At 57.4% G+C, this 18,865-nt stretch carries 18 protein-coding genes and 1 pseudogene; 13 read left to right on the top strand and 6 right to left on the bottom strand.

The genetic code is table 11. The annotated features are described in order from the left end of the window. Window positions 1-10: 10 nt before the first annotated feature. The 3 genes from CENROD_RS11170 to CENROD_RS11160 form a co-directional block, all read right to left on the bottom strand. Window positions 11-1,015, bottom strand: coding sequence for an Rpn family recombination-promoting nuclease/putative transposase (locus tag CENROD_RS11170; RefSeq protein WP_022776460.1), 1,005 nt, complete (start codon window positions 1,013-1,015; stop codon window positions 11-13). A gap of 63 nt (window positions 1,016-1,078) precedes the next feature. Then, window positions 1,079-2,149, bottom strand: coding sequence for a beta-N-acetylhexosaminidase (gene nagZ / locus CENROD_RS11165; RefSeq protein WP_041193574.1), 1,071 nt, complete (start codon window positions 2,147-2,149; stop codon window positions 1,079-1,081). 18 nt (window positions 2,150-2,167) lie between these two features. Next, window positions 2,168-2,431 (bottom strand): SemiSWEET family sugar transporter, encoded by a 264-nt coding sequence (locus tag CENROD_RS11160; RefSeq protein WP_022776454.1) that lies wholly within the window; start codon window positions 2,429-2,431, stop codon window positions 2,168-2,170. Between the two features lie 134 nt (window positions 2,432-2,565). On the opposite strand from CENROD_RS11160, the gene CENROD_RS11155 reads away from it, so the two are divergent. Continuing rightward, window positions 2,566-3,480, top strand: a complete 915-nt coding sequence (locus tag CENROD_RS11155) for an AAA family ATPase (RefSeq protein ID WP_022776452.1) — start codon at window positions 2,566-2,568, stop codon at window positions 3,478-3,480. A 23-nt stretch (window positions 3,481-3,503) separates the two neighbouring features. Further along, window positions 3,504-4,529, top strand: coding sequence for a DUF58 domain-containing protein (locus CENROD_RS11150; protein ID WP_022776449.1), 1,026 nt, complete (start codon window positions 3,504-3,506; stop codon window positions 4,527-4,529). Between the two features lie 239 nt (window positions 4,530-4,768). Here the strand turns inward: CENROD_RS11150 and CENROD_RS14620 are convergent, their stop codons facing one another. Further along, window positions 4,769-5,056: a transposase gene (locus CENROD_RS14620; RefSeq protein WP_420795909.1), complete on the bottom strand. Its 288-nt coding sequence runs from the start codon at window positions 5,054-5,056 to the stop codon at window positions 4,769-4,771. 296 nt (window positions 5,057-5,352) lie between these two features. Then, window positions 5,353-5,783: pseudogene (gene tnpA / locus CENROD_RS11145) on the bottom strand (IS200/IS605 family transposase). A gap of 97 nt (window positions 5,784-5,880) precedes the next feature. Between tnpA and CENROD_RS11140 the strand changes: the two are divergent. The 4 genes from CENROD_RS11140 (at window position 5,881) to CENROD_RS11125 (ending at window position 10,829) form a co-directional block, all read left to right on the top strand. Then, the gene (locus CENROD_RS11140; protein WP_022776443.1) at window positions 5,881-6,738 is read left to right on the top strand and encodes a DNA-methyltransferase; all 858 of its coding nucleotides are present in this window, start codon (window positions 5,881-5,883) and stop codon (window positions 6,736-6,738) included. Further along, window positions 6,719-7,579: a PmeII family type II restriction endonuclease gene (locus tag CENROD_RS11135; protein WP_022776440.1), complete on the top strand. Its 861-nt coding sequence runs from the start codon at window positions 6,719-6,721 to the stop codon at window positions 7,577-7,579. Before CENROD_RS11140 ends, CENROD_RS11135 begins: the two co-directional genes overlap by 20 nt. A gap of 353 nt (window positions 7,580-7,932) precedes the next feature. Further along, on the top strand, window positions 7,933-8,811 hold the full coding sequence (locus CENROD_RS11130) for a phosphate/phosphite/phosphonate ABC transporter substrate-binding protein (RefSeq protein ID WP_022776435.1): 879 nt from the start codon (window positions 7,933-7,935) through the stop codon (window positions 8,809-8,811). Window positions 8,812-8,984: 173 nt separating this feature from the next. Then, entirely contained in the window at window positions 8,985-10,829 is a 1,845-nt protein-coding gene (locus CENROD_RS11125) for an ATP-binding protein (protein ID WP_022776432.1), read from the top strand. 86 nt (window positions 10,830-10,915) lie between these two features. Here CENROD_RS11125 and CENROD_RS11120 read toward each other — a convergent pair whose 3' ends face one another. Next, complete coding sequence (locus CENROD_RS11120; RefSeq protein WP_022776429.1) at window positions 10,916-11,902, bottom strand: malate dehydrogenase; 987 nt, start codon at window positions 11,900-11,902, stop codon at window positions 10,916-10,918. 365 nt (window positions 11,903-12,267) lie between these two features. Here CENROD_RS11120 and sdhC point away from each other — a divergent pair, with 365 nt between their 5' ends. From sdhC to leuC, 7 genes are all read left to right on the top strand, one after another. Beyond that, window positions 12,268-12,705, top strand: a complete 438-nt coding sequence (sdhC, locus tag CENROD_RS11115; protein ID WP_022776425.1) for a succinate dehydrogenase, cytochrome b556 subunit — start codon at window positions 12,268-12,270, stop codon at window positions 12,703-12,705. Between the two features lie 31 nt (window positions 12,706-12,736). Then, the gene (sdhD, locus tag CENROD_RS11110) at window positions 12,737-13,102 is read left to right on the top strand and encodes a succinate dehydrogenase, hydrophobic membrane anchor protein (RefSeq protein WP_022776421.1); all 366 of its coding nucleotides are present in this window, start codon (window positions 12,737-12,739) and stop codon (window positions 13,100-13,102) included. An 83-nt stretch (window positions 13,103-13,185) separates the two neighbouring features. Beyond that, window positions 13,186-14,991, top strand: a complete 1,806-nt coding sequence (gene sdhA, locus CENROD_RS11105; protein WP_022776418.1) for a succinate dehydrogenase flavoprotein subunit — start codon at window positions 13,186-13,188, stop codon at window positions 14,989-14,991. Window positions 14,992-15,017: 26 nt separating this feature from the next. Beyond that, window positions 15,018-15,722 (top strand): succinate dehydrogenase iron-sulfur subunit, encoded by a 705-nt coding sequence (locus tag CENROD_RS11100; protein WP_022776414.1) that lies wholly within the window; start codon window positions 15,018-15,020, stop codon window positions 15,720-15,722. A 10-nt stretch (window positions 15,723-15,732) separates the two neighbouring features. Then, window positions 15,733-16,056, top strand: coding sequence for an FAD assembly factor SdhE (locus CENROD_RS11095; protein ID WP_022776413.1), 324 nt, complete (start codon window positions 15,733-15,735; stop codon window positions 16,054-16,056). Then, complete coding sequence (locus tag CENROD_RS11090; RefSeq protein ID WP_022776410.1) at window positions 16,053-17,363, top strand: citrate synthase; 1,311 nt, start codon at window positions 16,053-16,055, stop codon at window positions 17,361-17,363. Before CENROD_RS11095 ends, CENROD_RS11090 begins: the two co-directional genes overlap by 4 nt. A 74-nt stretch (window positions 17,364-17,437) precedes the next feature. Next, window positions 17,438-18,865 carry a 3-isopropylmalate dehydratase large subunit gene (gene leuC, locus CENROD_RS11085; RefSeq protein ID WP_022776406.1) on the top strand — a complete coding sequence of 476 codons (1,428 nt, stop codon included), beginning with the start codon at window positions 17,438-17,440 and terminating at the stop codon, window positions 18,863-18,865.

The raw sequence follows: 18,865 nt of genomic DNA, 5'->3' as shown, positions 1-18,865 counted from the left end.
ATTGCCCTGGCTAGGAGCCTGTCGGACGCTGGGCTGCTGCGCTGATCCACTGCCTGACCTCTGCCTCGCTGCATCCCACCAATTGGGCAATTTGTGCAGTCTCCATGCCTTGGTGGTGCGCAGCGCACGCCATGGCTTGGTACGCAGCCAAACGACCCTGTTCGATGCCTTTCTCGATTCCCTGCGCGATTCCCTTCTCCATGCCCTTCTCGAGGCCTTTTTCGAGGCCTTTTTCGATTCCCTGCGCGATGCCTTGCGCAAGGCCCTGCGCGATGCCTTGTTCCAACCCTTTCCGCAATCCGTCTTTGTGCGCTTTGATGGGCGCATTGCGAAGTATGTAGATAAAGTCCCGACGCTTGTGTTGGGCCTCTAGTTCTTCCGGGGTCATGGCTGCTTCGTTGATCCACTCCAAGGCTTTTCGGATCAGTGGATCGGGCAGCCCTTCGGGAATCATTTCGAGTGAACCTGCATTCTTCATAAAGTACAGCCATTGATCACGAATGTCGGCCAGATCCTTTTCCTCTTTCTGGAATTTTGGCAATTCGACGAATACCAGCTCAATGTCATCGCCGTACTCCGCCAGCCTGCTTTTCTCCATCAGCCGGTACCGGCTTGTCATTTGTTTCGGGGCGTCGTCGAACAACACAAAGTCCGTGAACGTCAATGCAATCACGGGGTTCAACAGCCGGTAATGCTCCCCAGGCCCAAGTTGGCTCGAATACTGTTTTGCGGCGTTGTACAAGATTCGTTGTTCAAAGCCCTCAACATTCAATACCTGCATTTCGATGATGACTTGGGTGCCGTTTGCCAGCACTGCTTTCACATCGACAAAAGTATCTTTCATCCCCTGCACCATGGGGATTTGGTACGGGTCGACGATTTCCAATTCTTGAATCTCGTGTTCGCCTTCGTATTCGAGGATCGCGTTCAGAAAACCCCGCAGTACCGGTTTCGACCGCTGCGAACCAAATACCTTCTTGAACGCAAAGTCTGTTCGTACATCCAAAAATCGCATCGTTTTTCCTTTGGGTGGTCGTTTTGTACCGGTGGCAGACCAGCGCGGGTACGTTGTGCCTTGTTACACACGGATTTGCACACGGGCAACCGTTTTGCATGCATGTACGTAGCGCCCATCGCTTTGCAGGGCGTCCCAGCCAAGCGCGGGGGCTATGGGTAGCAAGGAATGCCGCCGGGCTTCGCTGTCTTGCTTGCGTTGCGGGGTGGCTTGGCTGCATGAACGCTCCAGGGCTACCAGACATGCGTCGAAATCCTGCGAGGTAGCGGGATTGCACAGTAGCACCATGTCGCAACCGGCCTTCCACGCCAATTCCGCCGCACGCCCCACGCCGATAGGTTGCCCGGCTACCACCCGTGCGCCGACCATCGACAAATCGTCGCTGAAGATGGCCCCGCCAAAGCACAGCCGCTCCCGCAGGATGCCCTGCAACCACCTCGCCGAAAAACCGGCAGGCACGCCATCCACTGCGGGGTACACCACGTGCGCAGGCATCACGCTTTGCAATCGCAGGCACAAGTGACCGTAAGGCTGGGCATCCTGCTCCAGAATCTGCTCCAGCGTGCGGGAATCGACGGGCACCTCGGTATGCGAATCCCCACGCACATGGCCATGCCCGGGGAAGTGCTTGCCACAGTTGGCCATCCCCCCCAACTGCATCCCATGCATCAGCGCCGAAGCCAGGGCCGTGACTGTGTTCGCGTTGGCGTGGAAGGCGCGGTCGCCGATGACGGTGCTGGCGCCGTAATCCAAATCGAGGACGGGGGCAAAGCTCAGATCGACCCCGCAAGCGCGCAGCTCCGTAGCCATCACGAACCCACACGCTGTAGCCAGTGCAGCGCCAGCGTTCGGATCGACCTCCCAACGCTGTCCGAGTACACGCATGGGAGGCAATGGCGTGAACCCATCGCTGGCAAAACGCTGTACCCGCCCGCCTTCATGATCGACGCAAATCAGCAGATCGTTTCGCACGCTCTTGATGTCTGCGCACAGCGCAGTGAGTTGCGTACGATCACGCCAGTTGCGGGCGAAGAGCACTACGCCACCGACGAACGGATGCGCGAGGCGATCCCGATCCGCAGCGCACAGCGCGCAACCGGGCAGGTCGATCAACAAAGGGGAGGACAACACCACAACACCAAAAAAGCGCGTTCAGGCTTGAAATCGAAGCTTCATCACCAGAATGACCGCAACCAGAACGAGGGTCACGACATTCGCGGCAATGACGGGAACGGCGCGCAAAAGAATGCCATACGCCAGCCAACATACGATGCCTGCGGCCAAAACGCAGTACATCCCCAGCGAGATGCCGGAAACGTCCCGGGTGCGCCAGGTATGCCGGACCTGCGGCCAGAAACTCGCCGTCGTCAACACAGCGGCCACGAGGCCCACCGCATCCGCCACCGAAAAAACCATCTTCACGCTACTTTCCACGACACTTTTGCGACGACCCACACATCCTATCCCAGGGTGCCAAGCCATGATACAACGCGGCTTTGCGCACCCATTGCACCCATTCGTAATCGCTTTCCCCCGCATCGGAGCATGCCATGCACCCTTCCCTGCACACTGCTATCGAACGGCTGAACGCCATCATCGTCGGCAAATCCGCCCAGATTCGCGACTGCGTGGCCTGTCTGCTGGCCGGGGGGCATCTGCTCATCGAGGACGTTCCCGGCGTTGGCAAAACCACTTTGGCGCACGCGCTGGCCCGGACTTTCGGGCTGCGCTTTTCACGGGTGCAATTCACGTCGGACTTGATGCCCAGTGACTTGTCTGGCGTGGCGGTGTACGAGCGCTCGCAAGAACAGTTCGTTTTTCACCCTGGGCCGCTGTTCACGCAGGTGTTGCTGGCCGACGAAATCAACCGCGCCAGCCCCAAAACCCAAAGCGCCTTGCTGGAAGCGATGGAAGAACGCCAGGTGACGATCGAAGGCGAAACGCGGCCCTTGCCTGCTCCCTTTTTCGTCATCGCCACCCAGAACCCCCACGACCAATTGGGAACGTACCTGTTGCCCGAATCACAGCTCGACCGTTTTTTGATGCGCATCTCGCTGGGCTACCCCGACCGCCTTTCCGAGCGCGCCCTCTTGCAGGGGCAGGATCGCCGCTCCATGCTCGAAGCCCTGCCCAGCGTGCTCGGCCCCCAGGAGCTGGGCACCTTTCAGGAAGCCGTGCAAACAGTACACGTCTCAGACGCCCTGCTCGACTACCTGCAAAGCCTGCTTGCCGCCACGAGGGACGGGAGCTGGTTCATACAAGGGCTTAGCCCCCGCGCTGGCATGGCCGTGCTCCGCGCCGCGCAGGCACAGGCTTATCTGGGTGGGCGGGGGTACGTCGCGGTCGATGACGTGCAGGCCATCCTGGCGCAGACCACCGCGCACAGGCTGATCCCCACCGGGCAAAGCGGCCGCAGCGCCAGTGACCAGGTGCGTGCGATGGTCGAAGCCGTTCCGATCCCCTAAGCCCTATCTTCTGAGCGCCACCGATGCCCACGCCCCAGGATTCCCTAGGGAACCTTGACGCCAATGCGGCGTTGCGCCAGATGCGTGCCCGCTGGCACCAGCAGTGGGAACGGTGGTGGGAAGCGAGGCTCCCCCCGACGGATCGCGCCACGCTGACCCACCGCAATATTTACATCCTGCCGACCAAGGCCGGGTGGATGATGGGGCTGACGCTGCTAGTGCTGCTGGTGACGTCGATCAACTACCAGCTCAACCTGGGGTATCTGCTCACTTTTCTGCTCGGAGGATGTACCGCCGTCGGCATGGTGGCCTGCCATGCCACGCTGCGCGGCATGGTCGTTTCCGTCGCCGTGCCGGACGCAGCCTTTGCCAACGAAGCCGTATCCCTGCTCGTCACCCTGCACAACCCCAGCACCCAGGGGCGCTACGGTGTCGGCGTGGCTCTGGTGGATGGAGCGCCGTCGTGGATCGACGTGGCGCGCCAGGACAGCAGCGCTGTCACGTTGCGAATGATCCCCGCGCACCGTGGGTGGCAACGCCTGCCCGTCTTGCGCGTACATACGCGATTCCCGCTGGGGTTTTTCGAGGCATGGGCGCCGTTGCGGCCCGCAAGCCAGTTGCTCGTCTACCCCGCGCCGGAACGCCCTGTCCCCGCGCTACCCACGGGCGGCAGCCACGACGACGAAGCCGCCAGCTCGATCAGCACCCCTACCCGATTCGGCGATCCCGACGGCCTGCGCCCCTACCGCCGTGGTGACAGCCTCAAAACCATCCTGTGGAAGAAAACCGCCAAAACCGGCGAACTCGTCAGCCGCGACCACAGCGCTGCGGCCTCCCCCGCACTCTGGATTGATGCCCGCGACACAGGTCTGCCCGGCCACGCCGGTAGCGCGCAACGTGAAGCGCAGTTGTCCCGCATGTGCGCATGGGTGCTCGAAGCAGAACGCCGATCCCTGCACTACGGCCTGCGCCTCGGCGCAGAAGCCATCCCCCCCAATACCGGCCCGGCGCACGAACGGCAATGTTTGCGAGTGTTGGCGTTGGGGTAGTGGGTGATGATGCGCAATGGCTTTGTAGGCACTATCAGGCAAACATGGCCCTCAGCTCATAGCCTTGATTTGATGCAGACAGCGAGCGGCGCCAATCACTGGCAAACGCACACCGTGTTTTGTATTGAAGGCAAATCCTGCGCCCACATTGGGCCGTAGATACAGTCCCAAATAATAATTCTCGATTTTTCTGCAATTATTTTGCTACATGGGCTTTGACATTTTTCCAAACCTGCTCGTCAGGATCGAGCTGTAGAGCAGTATGGCGGCAAGAAATGCACTTCCAGCTTTCCGTTGGTAGATTCGAGATATTTATTGATAATCGATGTTTTGTGAATAGAAGACCCATCGACGACCCGGAAAACAGGCCGAGTGGCATCCTTCATCAGCAGTCGAAGGCAATGCAGGAGCACTTCAGCATGGACTGAGCCGACGTGGAGCATGCACTGAAGATGGCCGAAAGCATTTGGACAGAGACACGCTCTCCAGTAGAAGGCGCGACAGGGGTGTGTCCGCGAAGGCCCCAGGTGGTGCCAGCGCGGTAGTTGGAACGCATGACCGCTTCATTGGCGAACAAAGATGGTGGCACCTTTTTCTTGGGCGCGTTGCGTTGGAACGAAATACTCACTAATCATCGCTGTAGCACATCAGCGTCTGAGTTATGCAGACCTTCCCTACGCGGCGCGCGCCAAACTCGAGTGTTAGGTAGCATCGTGATGCATAACAAACAATATAAATCTTTCACTCAACAACCACCAGCTAAAGCTGGTGGGTTGATATTACGGACTGAAAGTCCGGATACGCGTCGGCTGAACGACGCGTTTTAGCCCGGCTCCATCTTGAAATCATCGTTCTGCCTCGGTTCAAAATGGTGTTCTAAGTAGCTCTTAATCATTTCTTCTGTCATCTGCCCTACAGTTGCACAAAAGTATCCTCTCGCCCAAAAGTGACGTCCCCAGTATCTCTTTTTATGTGTGGAAACTCTTCCAACAGCTTGCTTGCTGTCCGCCCTTTCAGCCTCCGGACAATCTCACTTGGTGCCATTACCGGCGGGCAACTTACCAAGATATGCACGTGATCCTTACTTACCACACCCTTCACAATCCTGATTTCAAATGCCTCACATGTTTCTCGCACTAGCTCTCTGACCCGCTCCCCAATTTCTCCCGTCAGAACCTTGTAACGGTATTTCGTAACCCATACAAAGTGATACTCTATCTGGAATACTGTATGACTTCCGTATCTATAATCCATGCCGTCCCCTTTTTTGAGGCTTATTCGCGTAGCTAAAGCTGACCGGCTAAAGCCGGTGGTTTTAACCTTGTGATTGATAATAAAATGTGGGCACTACATGGAAATATTTACAGAAATATATACCGGAAACAGTAAGGAACAGTTAAAAAAGATTCCGAATAACTCAGTTGATCTCATCGTAACATCACCACCTTACGCAGACCAGCGAAAAAGCACATACGGTGGTATTCATCATGACGAATACGTAGACTGGTTTCTGCCTATTTCAGAACAGCTTTTTCGTGTTCTCAAACCAACAGGCACTTTTATCCTAAACATCAAGGAAAAAGTCGTTGAAGGTGAGCGCAGTACTTATGTAATGGAACTCATTATAGAAATGCGTAAGCAAGGGTGGCTATGGACGGAAGAATTTATTTGGCATAAGAAAAATTGTTATCCTGGAAAGTGGCCCAATCGCTTCCGTGACGCATGGGAACGACTTCTTCAGTTTAATAAAAATAGAAAATTTAATATGTATCAGGAAGAAGTAATGGTACCAATGGGAGAATGGGCAAACTCAATACTGAAGAAACTTTCTGAAACAGATAAAATCCGTGATAACTCAAAAGTTGGCAGTGGATTCGGCAAGAATATTTCAAACTGGCTTGATAGAGATAAAGCATACCCAACAAATGTTCTTCATTTAGCCACTGAATGCAACAACAAGAATCACAGTGCGGCTTTCCCCGAAGAGCTGCCAGAATGGTTTATCAAACTTTTCACAAAAGAAAATGACACGGTTCTTGATCCGTTTATGGGTTCTGGAACGACGTTAGTTGTCGCAAACAGAATGAGACGGAATTCAATAGGTATCGATATTATTCCCGAGTATTGTGAAATGGTGAAAAAGCAATTGCAGCCCATTGAGTTATATCTATTTGAACCAAAGGCGGAATATGAAAAAATTAAACCTTAAAGACGTATCTCTGTACGTTGAAAAAAACATTGGGACTTTTCACGAGAAGCGAATTCAGAGTCTTGACGGATTACAGTTATCGCAAGTTCTAAAACGAAAAAATCCGTATTTATTCAAGGCAAAATATGTATTGACTGCTGAACAAATTATAAAAGGTTTGGTGGATGCGCATATATCTTCAAATGAGGAAACCATTTTTGGCGATTGGCTGGAAGGACTTGCCATTTTCATCAACAATAAGGTGTACGACGGTCGCAAATCTGGAATCACGGGCATTGACTTGGAATTTGACAACAATGGAATAAGAAATATTGTAACAATCAAATCAGGCCCTAATTGGGGAAATAGTTCGCAAATAGCCAAAATGGTTGCCGACTTCAAGACAGCTAAAAAAGCATTGAGAACCAGCAACTCGCAATTAAACATCGTTGCTGTAAATGGTTGCTGTTATGACAAGGACGGCAAGCCAGATAAAGGAGATTATTTTAAGTATTGTGGGCAACAATTTTGGGATTTTATATCTGGAGACAGTGAATTATTTACGGAAATCATCGAGCCACTTGGGCATAATGCCAAAGAAAAAAATGATGATTTTGTAAAATCGTATTCTCAGATGATTAACAAGTTCACCAAAGATTTTGCAAACATCTATTGCAAAGATAATGGAGATATTGATTGGGAAAAATTGGTGCGTTTTAACTCCGCAACAGTAGAGCCAAAAAAAAAACCACCCCATCGGGTAGTCAGAAGTTTCTACATCCCAGCTCCCACACCACCCACCATGCGAGTCCGCAGTGGGCGGTGCTACAAGTCGGCTCGCTCGACGGAGTCTTTCGCTTGATATTCGTGTATTCCTGTGCCTTGCACTACAGGTCTTTGACACTGAGCCGACCCTGTTCCGGTAACCACACCCACAGCGTGAAGCGCAGTTATCCCGCATGTGCGCATGGATGCTCGAAGCAGAACGCCGATCCCTGCACTACGGCCTGCGCCTCGGCGCAGAAGCCATCCCACCCAACACCGGCCCGGCGCACGAACGGCAATGTTTGCGGGCGTTGGGGTAGTGGGGGGGCGACAGCGTTTTTTGCGACCCAGTGATATTGCTTGGTTGTAACGGTGACGCATGCACACCGCGAAGAGGACGACAATCCAAAAAGCGTGATCGAAGACACATGAACCAAGGAGAGCAGGACGATGAATCAGCGCTTTTGTGGGATGCAGTTCGGTTCCTTGCATCGCGTGGCTTGGGGGATGGTGATGCCTTTCCTCGTCGTCTGTCTCGCCTTCCTCAGCCCATTCGCTGGTGCTCAGCCCGTATACAAATTCGGTGTCGTACCGCAGTTTGAGCCTCGGAAGTTGGCGTCGATCTGGGTGCCGATCCTGGCGGAGCTTGAACGACGTACCGGGTTCAAGCTGGTCATGGTCGGGGCTGCGCGCATTCCTGATTTCGAGGGCGAATTCGAGGCCGGACACTACGACTTCGCCTACATGAATCCCTACCACTCGCTCATCGCCGCCCGCACGCAGAAATATGTGCCGCTGGTTCGCGATGGTGGGAAAAAACTGTTTGGCATTCTGGTGACCGCAAAGGACGGGCCGATCAAAGGGATCAAAGACTTGGAGGGGAAGTCGATTGCCTTTCCCGCGCCCAATGCCATCGGCGCTTCACTGCTGATGCGTGCGGATCTCGAACATCTGCACAAGCTGGTTTTCACACCCGTCTGGGCACAGACGCATACCTCGGCATACCTTAACGCTGCCTTGGGCAAAGTTGCGGCGGCGGGCGGGGTAATGTCCACACTGCTGCAGCAGCCACCATCCGTGCGCGACAAGCTGCAAGTGATCTACGAAACCCGTCGTATCGCTCCGCATCCGGTCATGGCGCACGGACGGGTCCCCGCAGCCGACCGCGAGAAACTGCGCCAAGCCTTCCTTGATCTTGGGACCACCCCCGAGGGGCGCGCCTTGCTGTCCCCAGTTCCGATCAGCCAGATCGTGGCTGCCTCGGCCGAGGACTATGAAGAAATCACTGGTTGGGGCTTGGAGCAGTATTACGTCCAGGGCGGCGACTAAGAACCTGGTTCGGTAGGCTCCTGCACAGGTTGTTTTCCACAGGTTGGTTTTTTATGCAAGGCAGCCCTCGCCGCATTCACCCGGCTATGGCCAGCGCCCAATGAGCTTTTGCTTGTTCTTGGCTCAGCGACATTAGCCCTGTTTCGTCAACGCATTGCCCGGCAGTTTTTTCCATGTCGCTGCGAGTCAAAGTTTTGGTCATCCTGGCGGTGGCCTGTCTGGTCGGGGATGCTGTCCTCGTTTTACTCTGGCATCCCTGGCAGGTCCAAAGGTTGCTCGAACGCGAACATCGGGCCATGCAAGATCACCTGGTGACGCTAGGCGACGCCCTATCCCCGTTCTTGCAGCAGAACCAAATCGGCGCCATCCACGAAGTGCTCGATGCCATTCTCGAACGGCAATCTGAGTGGAAATCACTGGTTTTGACCGATGGCTCCGGCCTGATTCTGTATCCGCTCGACCCACCGTCCCTCGGTTCCGTCGGTCACTTAGACCGCTTGCAGCACTCGATCACGCAACACAATACCCTATTGGGACGGATCGATCTCGTCACGGACTTTTCCGTCATCCTCCAGGCCGAAACCCGCAAAACCTGGATCTCCGCGTCGATCATCACTGCGGGTTTCTTGCTCATCGCTATCGCGGTTGCCGTCTTCCTTGATGTATTGCTGGGACGACGGGCACGCCAACTCGTCACAGCGGCGCAGCGTATGAGCGAAGGGGATTTCGGCGCGGATCTGCCCACAGCCTCGCGGGACGAAATCGGCCAACTGGCCCGCGCCTTCGCCGATATGCGTGCAGCGATTGCGGCGAAAGAGCACGCGCTGGTCGAATCGCAACAGGCGGCGGAGGCGAGCAGCCAAGCCAAGTCGATCTTTCTGGCCACCATGTCGCACGAGATTCGCACACCCATGAACGGCATCCTCGGCATGGCGCAACTGCTACTGCGACCCCACCTCTCCGACAACGAGCGGCTGGAATTTGCCCGCATCATCCTCCATTCCGGCCAGTCGCTGCTGACTTTGCTCAATGACATCCTTGATCTATCGAAAGTTGAGGCCGGCCGTATCGAATTGCTCCACGAATCGTTTGCCCCCCAACCATTGCTGGATGAGGTCAAGACCCTGTTCCGCGAAATGGCGCACGAGCAAGGTCTGGACATAGAAGCCCACTGGGATGGACCGGCCAACGCCACGTACCTGGCGGATGCCCGGCGGGTGCGGCAGATGATTGCCAATCTGGTCAGCAACGCCATCAAATTCAGCGAGCGGGGAACGATCCGTCTGGCGGCGAGCGAGGTGCAGCGCAACGAGAACGAAGCGGTACTACAGTTTTCCGTCTCCGACTGCGGCATCGGGATTCCGGAAGACAAGCTGCCGCAACTCTTCCAGCCTTTTTCTCAACTCGATGGCTCGCATACGCGGAAGTACGCAGGGACGGGCCTGGGGTTATCCATCATCCGTAGCTTGGCGACGATGATGGGTGGCGAGGTCGGGGTGGAGAGCGTGGTCGGTACAGGCTCGACATTCTGGTTCCGCGTGCGTGCGACTGCCGAGAAAGCGCAGGAAGCGCAGCGCACGTCACACGCAAGCAACCTTCACGCTGCAACCGATGGCAGTGCCAGTGCTTCCATCCTGCAAGGCAAACGCCTGCTGGTGGTCGAAGACAACGCCATCAACGCGATGGTGGTGCGGATGCTGTTGGAACAACAAGGGGCAGAGATCGTGTGCGTCGACAACGGACAAGTGGCGCTGGATACCTTGGCATCCGCCCCCCGCTTCGATGCCGTGTTGATGGACTGCCAGATGCCGGTGATGGACGGCTTCACGGCAACAGTCAAGCTGCGCGAGTGGGAAGCCGCCACTACCCAACCCAGAATGCCAGTGATCGCTCTCACGGCCGGCGCGTTCGACAACGACCGTAAGGCTTGCTTGGCCGCTGGCATGGATGAATACCTAGCCAAGCCGCTCAAGCTCGACGAATTGATTTCCGTCTTGCGCCAATGGCTACATCCTTGACCGACGCCCACCAAGCCAGTCAGTGGGCGCCTCCTTGGGCAACGCGGGCTACACGTCCAGCGCTGCGGCAAACAAGGGGGCCGTCTTCAGACCAAGTGCGCCACGCCTGCCTGTTCTTCCTGCAATTCGCGCAGGGTTTTGTCGATGCAACCCTGGCTGAATTCGTCAATAGGCAACCCATCGACCACCTTGTATTCGCCGTTCTCGCAGGTGACGGGGAACCCGAACATCGTGTCCTGGGGAATGCCGTATTCGCCATTGGAGGGGATACCCATCGTGACCCATTTCCCCTGGGTTCCGAGCACCCAGTCACGCATGTGGTCGATCGCCGCGTTCGCTGCGGAAGCCGCTGAAGAAACCCCGCGTGCTGCAATGATTGCAGCGCCACGTTTGCCTACGGTTGGCAGGAAGGTGTTGACGTTCCAGTCGTGGTCGTTGATCAAATCCTTGATGCTCTGGCCACCAACGTTCGCAAAACGATAGTCTGCGTACATCGACGGAGAGTGGTTGCCCCAGACGGCCATTTTTTCGATCTCGCTGACCGGCTTGCCCGTTTTGGCCGCGAGTTGGCTCAAAGCGCGGTTGTGGTCGAGGCGCAGCATCGCGGTGAAGTTGCGGCGAGGCAAATCGGGAGCGCTCTTCATCGCAATATAGGCGTTGGTGTTGGCTGGATTGCCGACGACAAGCACCCGTACATTCCGGCTCGCAACGGCATTAAGCGCCTTGCCTTGCCCGACGAAAATCTGACCGTTGATGTTGAGCAACTCGGCGCGCTCCATGCCCGGGCCACGCGGGCGCGAACCGACCAGCATCGCATAGTCCACATCGCGAAACGCCTGTTGGGGGTCGCTGTGCGCTTCCATGCCTGCCAGCAAGGGGAAGGCGCAATCCTGCAATTCCATCATCACGCCCTGCATCGCCTGCTGCGCTTTGTCATTGGGGATTTCGAGCAGACTCAACACGACCGGTTGATCCGCTCCCAACATTTCGCCAGCAGCGATGCGGAACAGGATGGCATAACCAATCTGGCCGGCAGCACCGGTGACGGCGACACGAACAGGCTTTTTGCTCATAGGATGGCTCCAAAGTTGATGAGGAAAAGGGAAAAGGCGCGAACCGCAGGCACGTAAAAGGTCTGCCACCAAAGGCAATCGCACAACCACCCGGCAGGCGCACGATCCAACGCCTGCGCAGCGAGTCCGCCAAAGCAGTGTATCCCCCACGCATTGCACCTGGGCCGTAATGGACATGTTGCGGGTAGCACCACCAATACGGTATGCGAATCAATGCATTACAAGCAATAAAAACACAAATTTGGTACGTAGCAAGCGCCAAAATGCCCATGCAATAGAATGCCCCGAAGGCTGGCACCCCGCAGGGAATTCTTCACCAGCCGATCCCCCCTTCCGATTCCCTTCCTCTTACCAGGAATCTGCTCATGTCCGATCCTGCACGCCCTCGCGCAAAACCCGAGTTCTGCAACATCGAATTCCCCAGCCTCGTGGGGTACCGCTGGCCGCTCGCTTCCCTGGCCTCCGGGATGCACCGCGTCAGCGGGGCCATTCTGTTCTTCCTGATGCCATTCATCATCTGGATGTTCGACCATTCGTTGACTTCGGAAATTTCCTTTGCCCGGTTCAAGTCCGTTTTCGAGGTGGGCATTCTGGGCATTCCGGGGTGGATGTGGAAATTGGCGTGCCTGGGGTTGATCTGGGCTTCCCTGCATCACCTGATCGCCGGGATGCGCCACCTCTGGATGGATACCCACCACCACCAGATCAGCAAGGATTTCGGCAGGCAGACCGCCGCCGTGGTGCTGGTGTTGACGTTAAGCCTGACGGTATTGCTCGGCGCCAAGCTGTTCGGTTTGTATTGATCTTTTGTTGAACGTTCCCAGGAGCAGCTTTATGTCTATCAATTTCGGCCACCACCGTCTCGTCGTCGGCGCGCACTACGGCATACGTGATTGGTTGTCACAACGGGTCACTTCCGTCGTGATGCTGGTTTTCACCTTCCTCGTTCTGGGCCAGCTCCTGCTGAAATCCGGCGAGATCGGGTACGAGCTGTGGGCAGGCATCTTCTCCCCCCAATGGATGAAGTCCCTGACGTTCGTGGTGATCTTGTCGCTGCTTTACCACGTCTGGGTCGGCATGCGCAATGTCTTCATGGACTACGTCAAACCCTATGGGGTGCGCTTCGTCATGCACGTGTTCGCCATTGTGTGGCTCGTCGCCTGCGCTGGCTGGGCTATCCAAGTGCTGTGGCGCCTGTGATCGCGCTGTGAGCTTTTTTGTGTTGCATTCCTGTCCCTAGTTAACCCCGTCAATAACCCAGTCAACCCAGTCCCCCCTTCATCATGTTTACTGCTTCCAAAGTTTCCCGACGCAAGTTTGACGTGGTCGTCGTCGGCGCCGGCGGTGCCGGGATGAGCGCTTCCCTGCTGCTGGCCAGTGCCGGCTTGAACGTGGCGGTCCTCTCCAAAGTGTTCCCCACCCGATCCCACACCGTTGCCGCACAGGGTGGGATCGCGGCCTCCCTATCCAACATGAACGAGGACAACTGGAGCTACCACTTCTACGACACCGTCAAGGGCAGCGACTGGCTGGGTGACCAAGACAGCATCGAATTCATGTGCCGCGAGGCCCCCAAGGTGGTGTACGAGCTGGAGCACTACGGGATGCCCTTCGACCGCAACCCCGACGGAACGATCTACCAGCGCCCTTTCGGCGGCCACACCAGCAATCGGGGTGAAAAACCCGTTCAACGCGCATGTGCCGCAGCGGACCGCACCGGGCACGCGATGCTCCACACGCTGTACCAGCAGAATGTGCGTTCCAGAACCAACTTCTTCGTCGAATGGATGGCGTTGGATTTCATCCGCAATGCAGAGGGCGACGTCGTAGGGGTCACTGCGCTGGAAATGGAAACCGGCGACATCCATATCCTCCATTCCAAAGCCGTGCTGATGGCTACGGGGGGTGCGGGTCGCATCTACGCCGCATCGACCAATGCCTACATCAATACCGGCGACGGGCTGGGGATGGCCGCCCGTGCAGGCATCCCGCTGCAAGACATGGAGTTCTGGCAATTCCACCCGACGGGGGTCTACGGCGCGGGTGTTCTGCTGACCGAAGGCTGCCGTGGGGAAGGCGCCATTCTGCGCAACTGCAACGGCGAGCGTTTCATGGAACGCTATGCCCCCGGCTACAAGGATCTGGCCACGCGCGACTTCGTTTCCCGGTGCATGGATCAGGAAATCAAGGAAGGCCGTGGCTGCGGCCCGAACAAGGCCTACATCAACCTCGACATGACCCACCTGGGCGAGGACACGATCCGCAAACGCCTGCCTTCGGTCTTGGAAATCGGCCACAACTTCGCCAACGTGGACATCACCCGCGAACCCATTCCGGTCGTTCCGACCAACCACTACCAGATGGGCGGCATCCCCAGCAGCATTACCGGGCAAGTCGTCGTTCCCGGCAAGGACGGCACGCAAGAAGTGGTACGCGGCCTCTATGCGGTGGGGGAATGTTCCTGCGTCAGCGTCCACGGTGCGAACCGCCTCGGCTGCAACTCCTTGCTCGACCTCGTTGTTTTCGGTTTTGCGGCGGCCAAGCACATCATTGGCGAACACCATTGCGAAGAGTCGCACAAACCCTTGCCTGCCAATGCCGCAGACAATTCGCTCGAACGGCTCAACAAGCTGGAGAGCAACAAGTCCGGCGAATACTGCCAGCGCGTTGCCGACGACATCCGCAATACGATGCAGAGCCATGCCAGCGTGTTTCGCTCGCAGGAAAGCATGGACGAAGGCGTGCAAAAAATCGCCAAGATTCGCGATCGTGTCTCGGCACTCTCGCTGACGGACAAATCCCGCGTGTTCAACACGGAGCGCGTCGAAGCGCTCGAAGTGCAGAACATGATCGAAGTGGCCCAGGCCACGATGGTGTCTGCCGCAGCCCGGCACGAATGCCGGGGCGCGCACAGCGTGCGCGACTACGACCGGCCTGCGGATGACCCCCAATGTCCCCTCGGGCGCGACGATGCGAACTGGCTCAAACATACGCTTTGGCACAGCGCGACGAATAGCCTGGGCTACAAACCAGTGCAGATGAAACCCTTGACGGTTGAGTCCATCGCCCCACAAGTTCGCACGTTTTGATTCGGGTTCGCCCACGGAGTACACAAATGGCCAAACGCGTCTTCCAAATTTATCGCTACAACCCCGATACCGACGCCAAGCCCTATATGCAGCGGCTCGAAGTCGAGCTTGATGGCACCGAACGCATGCTGCTGGATGCGCTCGTCAAGATCAAGGCCATCGACCCCACCCTCTCCTACCGCCGTTCGTGCCGGGAAGGGGTATGCGGTTCCGATGCGATGAATATCAACGGCAAAAACGGCTTGGCATGCTTGGTCAACCTACGCACCCTGCCCGAGACGATCGTCCTCAAACCTCTACCCGGCTTGCCCGTGGTGCGTGACCTGATCGTGGACATGACGTTGTTCTTCAAGCAATACCACTCGATCAAGCCCTACCTCATCAACGACACGCGCCCGCCGGAAAAGGAACGCCTGCAAAGCCCCGAAGAGCGCGAAGAACTCAACGGGCTGTATGAGTGCATCCTATGCGCCAGTTGCAGCACAAGCTGCCCGGTGTACTGGTGGAACCCTGACAAATTCGTCGGCCCGGCAGGCCTCTTGCAGGCGTACCGTTTCATTGCAGACAGCCGCGACGAAGCCACCTCCGAGCGGTTGGACAACCTCGAAGACCCCTATCGCCTGTTCCGATGCACGACCATCATGAACTGCGTCGATGTCTGCCCCAAGGGGCTTAACCCGACCGCAGCCATCGGCAAGATCAAGGAATTGATGGTTCGCCGCGCCATCTAGCCGCCCCGCCATGGCGACGGCAGATTGCGCAGAAGATGCGTATACAAAGGATGCGCTGCTCGACGCATCCTTGTTCGGCAAACTCCGGTGGCGCTGCCGCCGGGGGATGCTCGAAAACGATTTCTTTCTCGAGCGTTTTTTCCACCAATACGCCGCCACCCTCACGGTGCGCCAGGCGGAATGCTTGCAAGAGCTGATGGCACTGGCTGACAGCGATTTGCTCGACGTGTTCCTCGGCCGCGTCAAGATTGGCAATGTCGATCCTGCAATGGATCGTGCAGACATGCACGCATTGCTGGCCCTATTGCAACCCAAACCGGAAACCCGACCATGAAACTCGCCAACCACGCTGCAACCCTGTCCTTCAGCAACGGAAGCCCCAACATTGAATTGCCCATCTACAGCGGGCGCATGGGCCCCGATGTCATCGACATTCGCAAGCTGTATGGGCAAACCGGGATGTTCACCTACGACCCCGGTTTTTTGTCGACAGCGGCATGCCAGTCGGCGATCACGTACATCGACGGGGACAAGGGCGAGCTGCTCTACCGTGGATACCCGATCGAACAACTCGCCAGGCAGTGCGACTACCTTGATACCTGCTTCCTGCTGCTGAAGGGAGACCTGCCCAAGATACAGGAGCGCAAGGACTTCCATCAGCTCATCATCAGCCACACGATGGTGCATGAGCAAATGCAGTTTTTCCTGCGTGGGTTCCGGCGCGATGCGCATCCCATGGCAGTGCTGACGGGTTTGGTGGGAGCGCTCTCGGCTTTCTACCACGACAGCACGGATATCAATAACCCCGCGCACCGGGAGATTGCCGCGATTCGGCTCATTTCCCAAATGCCGACGCTCGTTGCAATGGCCTACAAGTACGGCGTGGGGCAGCCCTACATGTACCCACGTAACGAACTGAGCTATGCCGGGAATTTCCTGCGCATGATGTTCGGCACGCCGTGCGAGGACTACCAAGTCAACCCGGTGCTCGAACACGCGCTAGACCGTATCTTCATCCTGCACGCAGACCACGAGCAAAACGCATCGACATCGACCGTGCGGCTGTGCGGTTCTTCGGGGACAAACCCCTTTGCCGCCATAGCCGCCGGGGTGGCGTGTCTGTGGGGGCCCGCGCACGGTGGCGCCAACGAGGCATGCCTCAACATGCTCGAAGAGATCCAGCGCCAAGGGGGCGTCGCTCACATCGGCCGGTTCATCGAGCAAGTCAAGGACAAGTCCACAGGCATCAAACTCATGGGCTTCGGACACCGGGTGTACAAAAACTACGATCCCCGCGCCAAGCTCATGCAGGAAACCTGCCACGAAGTACTCGCCAATCTGGGCCTGGACAACGACCCCCTGTTCAAACTGGCCCGCGAGCTGGAAAAAATCGCGCTGGAAGACGACTACTTCGTCCAGCGCAAGCTGTACCCGAATGTCGATTTCTATTCGGGGATCGTGCAGCGTGCGATTGGCATTCCCGTCAACCTCTTCACCGGAATTTTTGCGCTGGCGCGCACCGTGGGGTGGATGGCGCAGCTCAACGAAATGATCGGCGACCCCGAATACAAAATCGGTCGGCCCCGCCAGTTGTTCACGGGGTCTGCTCCCCGGGATGTCAAGCCTCTTGAGGAACGCTAGGAACGGTAGGGATTCGTGCGCCAAGGATTGGTGATGGCGGATGCCTCCGGCGCCGGGCCATTTTTTGCAAGACCATGGGAAAAACGCTCTACGACAAGATCTGGGACGCCCACGTCGTCCATACCGAAGAAGACGGTACTGCCCTGCTGTATATCGACCGGCACTTGGTGCATGAGGTCACCAGCCCGCAAGCTTTCGAAGGGCTACGGCAAGCGGGGCGGAAGGTGTGGCGTCCCAGCTCGATCATCGCCACGGCAGACCACAACGTGCCGACGACAGGATGGGAGCTGGGCTACGACGGCATCGCCGACGCCACCAGCAAAGAGCAAATCCTGACCCTTGACGCCAACATCCGGGAATGCGGCGTTGCAGCGTACTTCCCATTCCTGTCAGCTCGGCAAGGCATCGTCCACGTCATCGGCCCTGAACACGGGGCCATCCTGCCAGGGATGACTGTCGTCTGTGGCGATTCGCATACTTCCACCCATGGCGCATTCGCTGCGCTGGCGCATGGCATCGGTACCAGCGAAGTCGAACACGTGCTGGCCACCCAAACTCTTCTGGCCAAAAAGGCCCGCAATATGCAGATCATCGTCCATGGCCCCCTGCCCACAGGGTGCTCTGCCAAGGACATCGTGCTTGCGGTGATCAGAAGGATTGGTACCGCCGGTGGTACGGGCCACACCATCGAGTTTGCGGGGTCCGCCATTCGCGCGCTGAGCATGGAAGGCCGGATGACCGTCTGCAACATGGCGATCGAAGCCGGTGCCCGCGCCGGCCTCGTTGCCGTCGATGCGACGACGATCGACTATCTGCGCAACCGCCCCATGGCGCCGCAGGAGTCTTCTGCAGAATGGGAACAAGCCGTTGCCGTCTGGAACACCCTGCATTCGGACGATGACGCGCAGTTTGACACCGTCGTCGAACTCGATGCCCGCTCCCTCGTCCCCCAAGTCACGTGGGGAACGTCTCCAGAGATGGTGCTCGGCATTGATGGCCACGTTCCCGATCCAGCGCAGGAATCCGATGCCTCGCGCCGCGCCAGCATCGAGCGGGCGCTGGCATATATGGGGCTTGAACCCGGTACGCCGATCAACGGGGTACAGATCGACAAGGTGTTTGTGGGGTCATGCACGAACAGCCGTATCGAAGACTTGCGATCCGCCGCAGCCGTCGTGCGTGCGATGGGGTCAAAAGTTGCCTCCAACGTCAAGCTGGCGATGGTCGTCCCTGGCTCGGGTTGGGTCAAGGAACAGGCAGAACAGGAAGGATTCCACACCGTCTTCCTCGACGCCGGGTTCCAATGGAGAGAACCGGGGTGCTCGATGTGCCTGGCGATGAACGCAGACCGGCTCGAACCGGGAGAGCGCTGCGCATCGACCAGCAACCGCAATTTCGAGGGCCGCCAGGGAACAGGGGGACGCACGCACCTCCTCAGCCCCGCGATGGCCGCCGCAGCCGCGATACAAGGCCGACTCACCGACGTCAGAAAGTGGCTCTAG

Source organism: Candidatus Symbiobacter mobilis CR (genome assembly GCF_000477435.1).
Taxonomy (GTDB): Bacteria; Pseudomonadota; Gammaproteobacteria; order Burkholderiales; family Burkholderiaceae_C; genus Rhodoferax; species Rhodoferax mobilis.
The sequence above is the reverse complement of the archived record's forward strand: the minus strand, read 5'-3'. Positions and strand labels throughout refer to the sequence as shown.